The following is a 7,989-nucleotide window of genomic DNA, read 5'->3' as shown; positions in this document are numbered from 1 at the left end:
TGGAAAAGGGTATGGAAAAGGGTATGGAAAAGGGTATGGAAAAGGGTATGGAAAAGGGTATGGAAAAGGGTATGGAAAAGGGTATGGAAGAGGGTATGGAAAAGGGTATGATAAAAGCAGCTAAAAATTTAGTGAAATCAGGCGTCTCTTTTGATATTATTTTGAAAGCAACTGGATTAACAAAAAAGCAATTAAAAAAAGCAGGCATTTTACCTTAAAAATATTTTATTTACAGATGGTAAAATGGTTATCAAGAATTTTCTGCTGAGCCGCTGCTTGGTGGCTGCTACTAATTTCACCTGTTTCTCCCATATTTTTCGTGGCTCGAAACCCAGTCTGACGATGAAATGGCTGCTGCAAGGGAGATCTCACCTGCCAGTGCAACACCTGCAATAATTTCCGCCAATTTGTTTACCTTACCTTTTCCGTAACATCCAAGGGCCTCAAGGCATTCGCGCTGAGTAGGCAGGCTTGTGCCGCCTCCGTAGGTCGCTACGATAAGGGATGGAATAGTGAGGGAAATATACAGATCACCTTCGGGAGTAAGCTCAGTGTATGCGATACCTGCTGAAGATTCCGCAACGTTGGCAGCATCCTGGCCGGTAGCAATAAACATGGCAGCGATAGCATTTGGAGAATGGGCTCCGTTGTTATTCGCTCCGGACATAAAAGCGCCAACATTAGAAATATGGCTATGATAAAACAAGCTTTCAGGCTCTACGCGCATGTGCTGGATCAGCACGTCCCGTTTGATCACGGCTTCTGCCGTAACCCTTTTTCCACGTGTTCTCATGATATTGATCTGGGAGGCCTTTTTATCGGTTGCAAAATTGGATTCTAAGTAAAAATGCCTGATTCCTTTGTAGTTATCTATGATCCAACTACAGGCTGCAAAAGTCGCCCGCCCCACCATGTTCTGTCCGGCAGCGTCACCTGTGGTATAGTTAAAGCGAAGGAAAACAAATTTATTTGACAGATAGGGATCAATGTACTGCAGCTTAGCTATGCTTGAAGTAGATTCTGCTTCTTTACGGATCTTGTTAATGTTTGCATTTATCCATTTTGTAAACTCACGGCCATCGCGTGCATCATCAAAAACAAAGACCGGTGCGCGCTGCATTATATCTCTAACCACAGTGCACCGGGCTCCACCTGAGAGGTTCATTACCTTGATGCCCCGGTTGTAAGAAGCTATCAGCGTGCCTTCCGTTGTGGCTAACGGAATGAGAAACTCACCCTTAGCATGCTCACCAACAATCCTGACCGGCCCGGCAAAACCCAGGGGAACCTGCGCTACTCCTGTGTAGTTCTCTACGTTTCCCTCAGTTTGATGAGGGTCAAATGAATATTTACTGACATGCTCTAACCTGGTACCAGTATGCTGTTCAATAAATTTCTGCCGCTTCCTGATGATCTCCTTTGAATAATCGTCAGTATTATCACGGGGAATGCGAACAATATGACCGTTTGGCTCTGCAATAGCATCTTCTACTTTTAATTTCAGGCTCCCGAAAGGTTTAGCTTTAAAAGCGATCTCGATCTGATGTTTTCCGATTGGCAGCGCTCCAATATCGGCTAAAATATCAAATGATTTTTTCAAAGGGAAGTTGATCGGATTACTCACCGAGATCTGATTACAGGCAATTATTTTACCATCGCCTATGTCGAAAGAGACAGCGCTGGCAGGCACTTCTTTTCCACCGAATTTCAGGCTGCTTAGCCCAATAAATTTACCGTCTTTGAGGCGATTCTTCATTGAAAATTTTACGCCTTTACCGGTATTCTTCAAGCTGCCGGTAGTGTAAAGCTGCTTTAGTATGAGACTTGGGATTAACATAGTGTTTATTAGTTAGTTATTGATTATAAGTTATAAGTTTAGTTGTTATAGTTATTTTGTTTATGGTTTTAGTTTTTTAGGGACAAAACACAAAGTACGCAATTATTATTATTAAAATAATCATAATGTGAACTTGGCGAGAAACATTTTTGATAAATTTATAGTATAGGGCGTGGAGCACGAAAAGGGAACTCCATGCTCTATGCTCTATGCGCGATGCTAATTAAAATTTCACCCGCTTTTTTTAAATTTTCTTTTTTCCCTACATCTATCCACAAAGAATTATCCTCAATAAAAGCAACTATTTTATGATTTGCAGCTAAATTCAGGTAAGTATCAATTATTGGGAAAACACCATTCTTATTTATAAGGTGAAAAATAGAAGGCGAAATGATATGAATTCCACTAAAAGCCAGTGGAGTTAGATTTGAATTAAAATTTTTTATTAATTTCTTTTCACTGCTATTTTTATTTATCCATCCACATAAGGTTTTATTGTTGTCAAATAGCAGATAATTTGATGACTGCCTGTTTTTAACAGCCAATGTTACAAGTGCCTCTGATCTGATATGCGCTTGAAGTAGTTGTTTTAAATCAATATCTGACACTATATCTACATTATGAACCAAAAAAGGCTCGTTGTCATTGAAAAACCACGAAGCTTTTTTTAAACCACCTCCAATACCTAAAAGCTTTTCTGTTTCATCAGAGATGGTAATCTTTATATTGAAGTTTCTTTTTTTGTTTAAAAAATCTATGATACTGCCGGCAAAATGATGGGCATTAATAATGATTTCATTAAAACCGAATAACTTTAATCTGTTAATCACAATTTCCAGTAAAGGTGTTCCATTAACCTCTACTAAAGCTTTAGGTTTACTATTTGTAAGAGGAAGAAAACGTGTTCCTAAGCCAGCGGCAAAGATCATTGCTTTCATAAGTAATTGACTAAAATGATAAAAAATTTTAGTTATTTTAAATTTTCTAACGCAATATGTTTTACAACTACCTCAACATGGTATTTTCCCCTAATATGTTTGGCAAGCATCTCAACACAATGTACAGAACGGTGCCGGCCGCCTGTGCATCCAAAATTTACCATCAGATCTGTAAAATTTCGTTCCTGGTATTTTTCTATTGATTGATCTACCAATGAATAAATATTATTTAAAAATTCTACGACTTCATTATGTTTATTAAAGAATTCTATTACCTCAATATCTTTACCTGTAAGATGTTTATATTCCTCATACCTGCCTGGATTATGCAGGGCACGGCAATCGAAAACAAAGCCGCCACCATTGCCTGATCTATCAACAGGTATGCCTCTATTATAAGAAAAGCTGTTAAGGGTGACTTTTAATTTCACAGTTTATTAATCGTTTAAAAACATCCATAAGTGTTGGTATCTCAACGGGAACAGATACTGTATTGATGATCCATTCAATATTTTTTATTGCAAAGGGGATACTTTTCAGAAAATGATCTTTCTTTTCATACAATCCCCGGAAGCCATAAGCGCCCATTGCCTGCATAATGCGGATAATAGCATATCCATAGAAATACTGAATAAATTCCGTTTTATCAACAGGGATAATTTTGGTTATGATATTAATATAATGATCCAGTAATTCAGCTCTAATTTCTTGCGGAATATCTGCTCTTGCATCAAAAAGCAATGAAGCCACATCATATTGCAAGGCGCCTCTCCTACCTCCCTGGTAATCAATAAACCAGGGTACGTCTTCATAGATCATAATGTTGCGGGACTGGAAATCCCGGTACAGGAAATAGCTGCAATCGGTTTTTAACAAATAATCAGAAAAACACTGGAAATCATCTTCTAATTTTTGTTCATCAAAAGGAATTTTAGCTAATTTGAGAAAATAGTATTTAAAATAATTCAAATCCCACATCATAGACTGCTTATCGAAATCCGGGCGTGGATAACAAACACTGTAATCAAGGTCTTTGCCTGCAAGTATTTGAAATCGTGGCAATTCTTCAATTACTTTTTTATATATATTGATCATTTCAGCCTCCCTACCAGCCCCCCTAAATCCCCCCAAAGGGGGGACTTTTCCATCGCTTTTGCTATCCCCTTTTCCTTTGGGAAGTGGGGTTGGGAAGTCCCCCCTTTGGGGGGATTTAGGGGGGCTGGGAGTTAGGGGGGGGCTGTATGAAAACAGCGTAGTATCACCAAGATCCTGAATAAGGTAAACGTTATTCTCCAGGCCTTCATCGTATATTTCAGGTACGTTTAAACCCTTATTGAAAAAGTGCCTGGTAAATGTTAAAAAAGCAATGTTCTCTTTTTTGTCAGCGTTAAAAACTCCTATTGCTATTTTGTTTTTGCCGGTAATTCTATAATATTCGCGATACGAACCTGAAGAAGGCAGGAGAGATATGCTGATTGCTTTTTCTTCTGACCACCTTTCGAAAATTTTATTTAAACTTGCTGTTTGCTTATTCAAAGTAAGTGAATTATAGATAGAAACCTTTGAAAAATCTAAAAAATACTATAATATAATTTCTTCGTGTATCTTTGTGTCTTCCCGCCTGCCATCCTAAGGGCTTGTGCATGGCGGGCAGGTGTAGCAGTTTTTTTTGTTATCATTTAAGTTTTTCAAAGGTTTCAAAAATACACTTTTTTTATTCTAATAGAAAAAAATAATGCGAAAATCACTCCCCATCATCTGTATGATCTGTTTAATCTGCAGCTTGAATGCACCAGCCCAGACGACTCAAAATAAAGCTTCTGTCAACTGGCTTACCATTGAGCAAGCCGTTGAATTAAACAAAAAAGCTCCCAAACCAACGCTTATTGACGTGTATACTAATTGGTGCGGATGGTGTAAACGCATGATGCAAACTACTTATGCTGATCCGCAGGTTGTTGGTTATATTAACAGAAACTTCTATGCTGTAAAGTTCAATGCTGAGACAAGAGACAGTGTTGAATTTTTAGGAAAAACTTATTTTAACACACAATCAGGTAAACGTGCAACGCACCAGTTGACATACAAATTTTTACCCGGCAGCAGAACCTATCCCTCTACACTTTTTATGTACAATAATTTCCAATCTTCACTCTTGGTTCCGGGATATTTGGACGCTAAAAAAATTGCCCCGTTCCTGGTGTTTTTTACTGAAAGCATCTATAAGACTACTTCGGTTGAAGATTTCCGGAAATATTTTGACATGGCCTTTGCCAGTAAAGCCGAATTGCATTCGGATACTGCACTTCTAAAATGGCATACATTTAAAGAAGCAATGGAATTGAATAAGGCCCATCCTAAAAAGATGCTTATCAACGTATATTCAAACACGTGTGTTAGCTGTAAAGTAATGGCCAAAACCACTTTTGACTATCCGGTTATTGCTGAATATATTAATAAAAACTTTTACGCTGTGAACTTTGATGCCCAAACAAAAGATACGATAAGTTATTTAGGTAACACCCTGGTCAATTCCGGGAATAAAGGCAGCAATTACCACCAATTTGCATTATGGGCGTTAAAAAATAATATGACATTTCCATCCGTTATTGTCATCGGTGAAAATTCCCAGCTTATCACCGCTATACAGCAATATATGACGCCTAAATATATAGAGCCGATCTTAGCGTTTTTTTTGGAAGACGCCTACAAAACAACTTCCTGGGAGGAATTTAGAAAAAACTTTGTAAATAAATTTTAATAGATTTGGAAAAATATTTTTTTTGTGTTAATTTTATTGCTACTTGAAATTAATCACAATAATTTTACTTTCTGTGCAATCTGTGTTATGAAAAAATATATCATCATATTATTAATTTTCAATTTTCAACTTTCAATTTTCAATCCCGAGTACCCGGGATTAACTGCCCAGGTTATTCACAGTGGAAAAATCAACCAGGAAGGTGTTGTTAAATTTTTGCATCTATATATAGCCCCCCTTACCTGGCTGATCTTGATAGATGAAACACAGATCACTGCTGATGGAAGGTACATTGTTGAAGGAATTAAAATAGGTGAATTTGATAATGCAGGTGAATTTATGTTTGCCAGTCTCTCAGATAATCATATCCAAAAACTTGGCTTAGTTGAGCGTTCAAATATCACTCCGGACAGGAAGTACGTAATTGATCAAATTATTATCGGCTCTTGGGATGAAAATGGTAAATTTAATTTTGCAGACTTTTCTGCCTATAAGGGGGTTTTGCCAACTTTAGCACTTCAATCAAAACTTACGGGTGATAGAATAGTAGAAGCCAAAGCTGAAGAAGAACGCGAACGACTTGAAGCAAAAGCCAAAGCAGAAGCTGAACGACAGCGGCTTGAAGCAGAAGCCAAAACAGAGGCAGAACGACAGCGACTTGAAGCAGAAGCCAAATCAGAGGCAGAACGACAGCGGCTTGAAGCAGAGGCCAAAGCAGAAGCTGAACGACAGCGGCTTGAAGCAGAAGCCAAAGCAGAGGCAGAACGACAGCGTCTTGAAACAGAAGCCAAAGCAGAGGCTGAACGAAAGCGGCTTGAAGAAGAGGCCAAAGCAGAGGCTGAACGACAGCGGCTTGAAGCAGAAGCCAAAACAGAAGCTGAACGACAGCGGCTTGAAGCTGAATCCAAAGCAGAAACTGAACGACAGCGGCTTGAAGCTGAATCCAAAGCAGAGACAGAACGCCTGCGACTTGAAGCAGAGGCAAAAGCAGAAGCAGAACGACAGCGGCTTGAAGAAGAAGCCAAAGCAGAAACTGAACGACAGCGGCTTGAAGCTGAAGCCAAAACAGAGGCAGAACGACTGCGACTTGAAGCAGAGGCAAAAGCAGAAGCAGAACGACAGCGGCTTGAAGCAGAAGCCAAAACAGAGGCAGAACGACTGCGACTTGAAGCAGAGGCCAAAACAGAGGCAGAACGACTGCGACTTGAAGCAGAGGCAAAAGCAGAAGCAGAACGACAGCGGCTTGAAGCTGAAGCCAAAGCAGAGGCAGAACGACAGCGGCTTGAAGCAGAAGCCAAAACAGAGGCAGAACGACAGCGACTTGAAGCAGAAGCCAAAACAGAAGCAGAACGACAGCGGCTTGAAGAAGAAGCCAAAGCAGAGGAAGAACGTAAGCGGCTTGAAGAAGAAGCCAAAGCAGAGGCTGAACGACAACGGCTTGAAGAAGTAACCAAAGCTGAATATGAACGCCAGCAGCAGGAAGCAGAAGCCAAAACAGGGGAGGAACGCAAGCAGCTTGAAGAAGAAGCCAAAGCTGAATACGAACGCCAGCAATTAGAATCAGAAGCCAAAGCAAAGGAAGAACGCCAGCGATTAGAAACAGAAGCTAAAGCAGAAGCAGAACGAAAGCGATTAGAAGAAGAAGCCAAAGCAGAAGCAGAACGACAACGACTTGAAGAAGAAGCCAAAGCAGAGGCTGAACGACAACGACTTGAAGAAGAGGCCAAAGCAGAGGCAGAACGACAGCGGCTTGAAGAAGAAGCCAAAGCAGAGGAAGAACGCAAGCGGCTTGAAGCAGAGGCAAAAGCTGAAGAAGAACGCCAGCGGCTCTCTACAGTTGTAGTAGATACAAGACTACTTTTAAAAAAGAGAGAAATGGAAATAGTGTCTGATACATCCGAGTACTCGGGAGCAGCAAAGAAAGTAATTTTACCAACACCTGTTGAAGGTAAGGTTAAAGTTTTAAGCGACACAATTTCAGCCTTATCTGAGAAGGTTATAAAAACAAGTGAAACTGCTAATATTCCATCTGAACAAATTAAAACAACTTTTGATCAACCAGAAGTAACTCCGCAACAGCCAAAGACGATTTCCGAACAACCAGAAACAGTATCTGAACAATTAGAGACAGTTCCTAAACAACTAAAGACGGCTCCTGAAAAACCAGAGATAGTTCCTGAAAAACCAGAGATAGTTCCTGAAAAACCAGAGACAGCTCCTGAAAAACCAGAGACAGCTCCTGAAAAACCAGAGAAAGTTCCTGAAAAACCAGAGATGGTTCCTGAAAAACCAGAGATAGTTCCTGAAAAACCGGAGACAGTTCCTGAAAAACCAGAGGCGGTTCCTGAAAAACCAGAGATAGTTCCTGAAAAACCGGAGACAGTTCCTGAAAAACCAGAGATAGTTCCTGAAAAACCAGAGGCGGTTCCTGAAAAACCAGAGATAGTTCCTGA

Annotated in this window: 4 protein-coding genes and 2 pseudogenes; 3 read left to right on the top strand and 3 right to left on the bottom strand. The window is 39.9% G+C overall.

All coding sequences use genetic code 11. The features are described from left to right. Window positions 1-23 precede the first annotated feature (23 nt). On the top strand, window positions 24-218 hold the full coding sequence (locus FVQ77_00880; protein ID MBW8048898.1) for a hypothetical protein: 195 nt from the start codon (window positions 24-26) through the stop codon (window positions 216-218). Window positions 219-295: 77 nt separating this feature from the next. Here the strand turns inward: FVQ77_00880 and FVQ77_00875 are convergent, their stop codons facing one another. From FVQ77_00875 to FVQ77_00865, 3 genes and pseudogenes are all read right to left on the bottom strand, one after another. Further along, window positions 296-1,837 carry a hydroxymethylglutaryl-CoA reductase gene (locus FVQ77_00875; GenBank protein ID MBW8048897.1) on the bottom strand — a complete coding sequence of 514 codons (1,542 nt, stop codon included), beginning with the start codon at window positions 1,835-1,837 and terminating at the stop codon, window positions 296-298. A 200-nt stretch (window positions 1,838-2,037) separates the two neighbouring features. After that, window positions 2,038-2,775: a nucleotidyltransferase family protein gene (locus FVQ77_00870; protein ID MBW8048896.1), complete on the bottom strand. Its 738-nt coding sequence runs from the start codon at window positions 2,773-2,775 to the stop codon at window positions 2,038-2,040. Between the two features lie 32 nt (window positions 2,776-2,807). Beyond that, window positions 2,808-3,870, bottom strand: a pseudogene (locus tag FVQ77_00865) (phosphotransferase enzyme family protein). A gap of 640 nt (window positions 3,871-4,510) precedes the next feature. Between FVQ77_00865 and FVQ77_00860 the strand changes: the two are divergent. Continuing rightward, the gene (locus FVQ77_00860) at window positions 4,511-5,536 is read left to right on the top strand and encodes a DUF255 domain-containing protein (protein MBW8048895.1); all 1,026 of its coding nucleotides are present in this window, start codon (window positions 4,511-4,513) and stop codon (window positions 5,534-5,536) included. A gap of 2,157 nt (window positions 5,537-7,693) precedes the next feature. Further along, window positions 7,694-7,989 (top strand): annotated as a pseudogene (locus tag FVQ77_00855) (choline-binding protein).

The organism is Cytophagales bacterium (assembly GCA_019456305.1).
Taxonomy (GTDB): Bacteria; Bacteroidota; Bacteroidia; order Cytophagales; family VRUD01; genus VRUD01.
The sequence above is the reverse complement of the archived record's forward strand: the minus strand, read 5'-3'. Positions and strand labels throughout refer to the sequence as shown.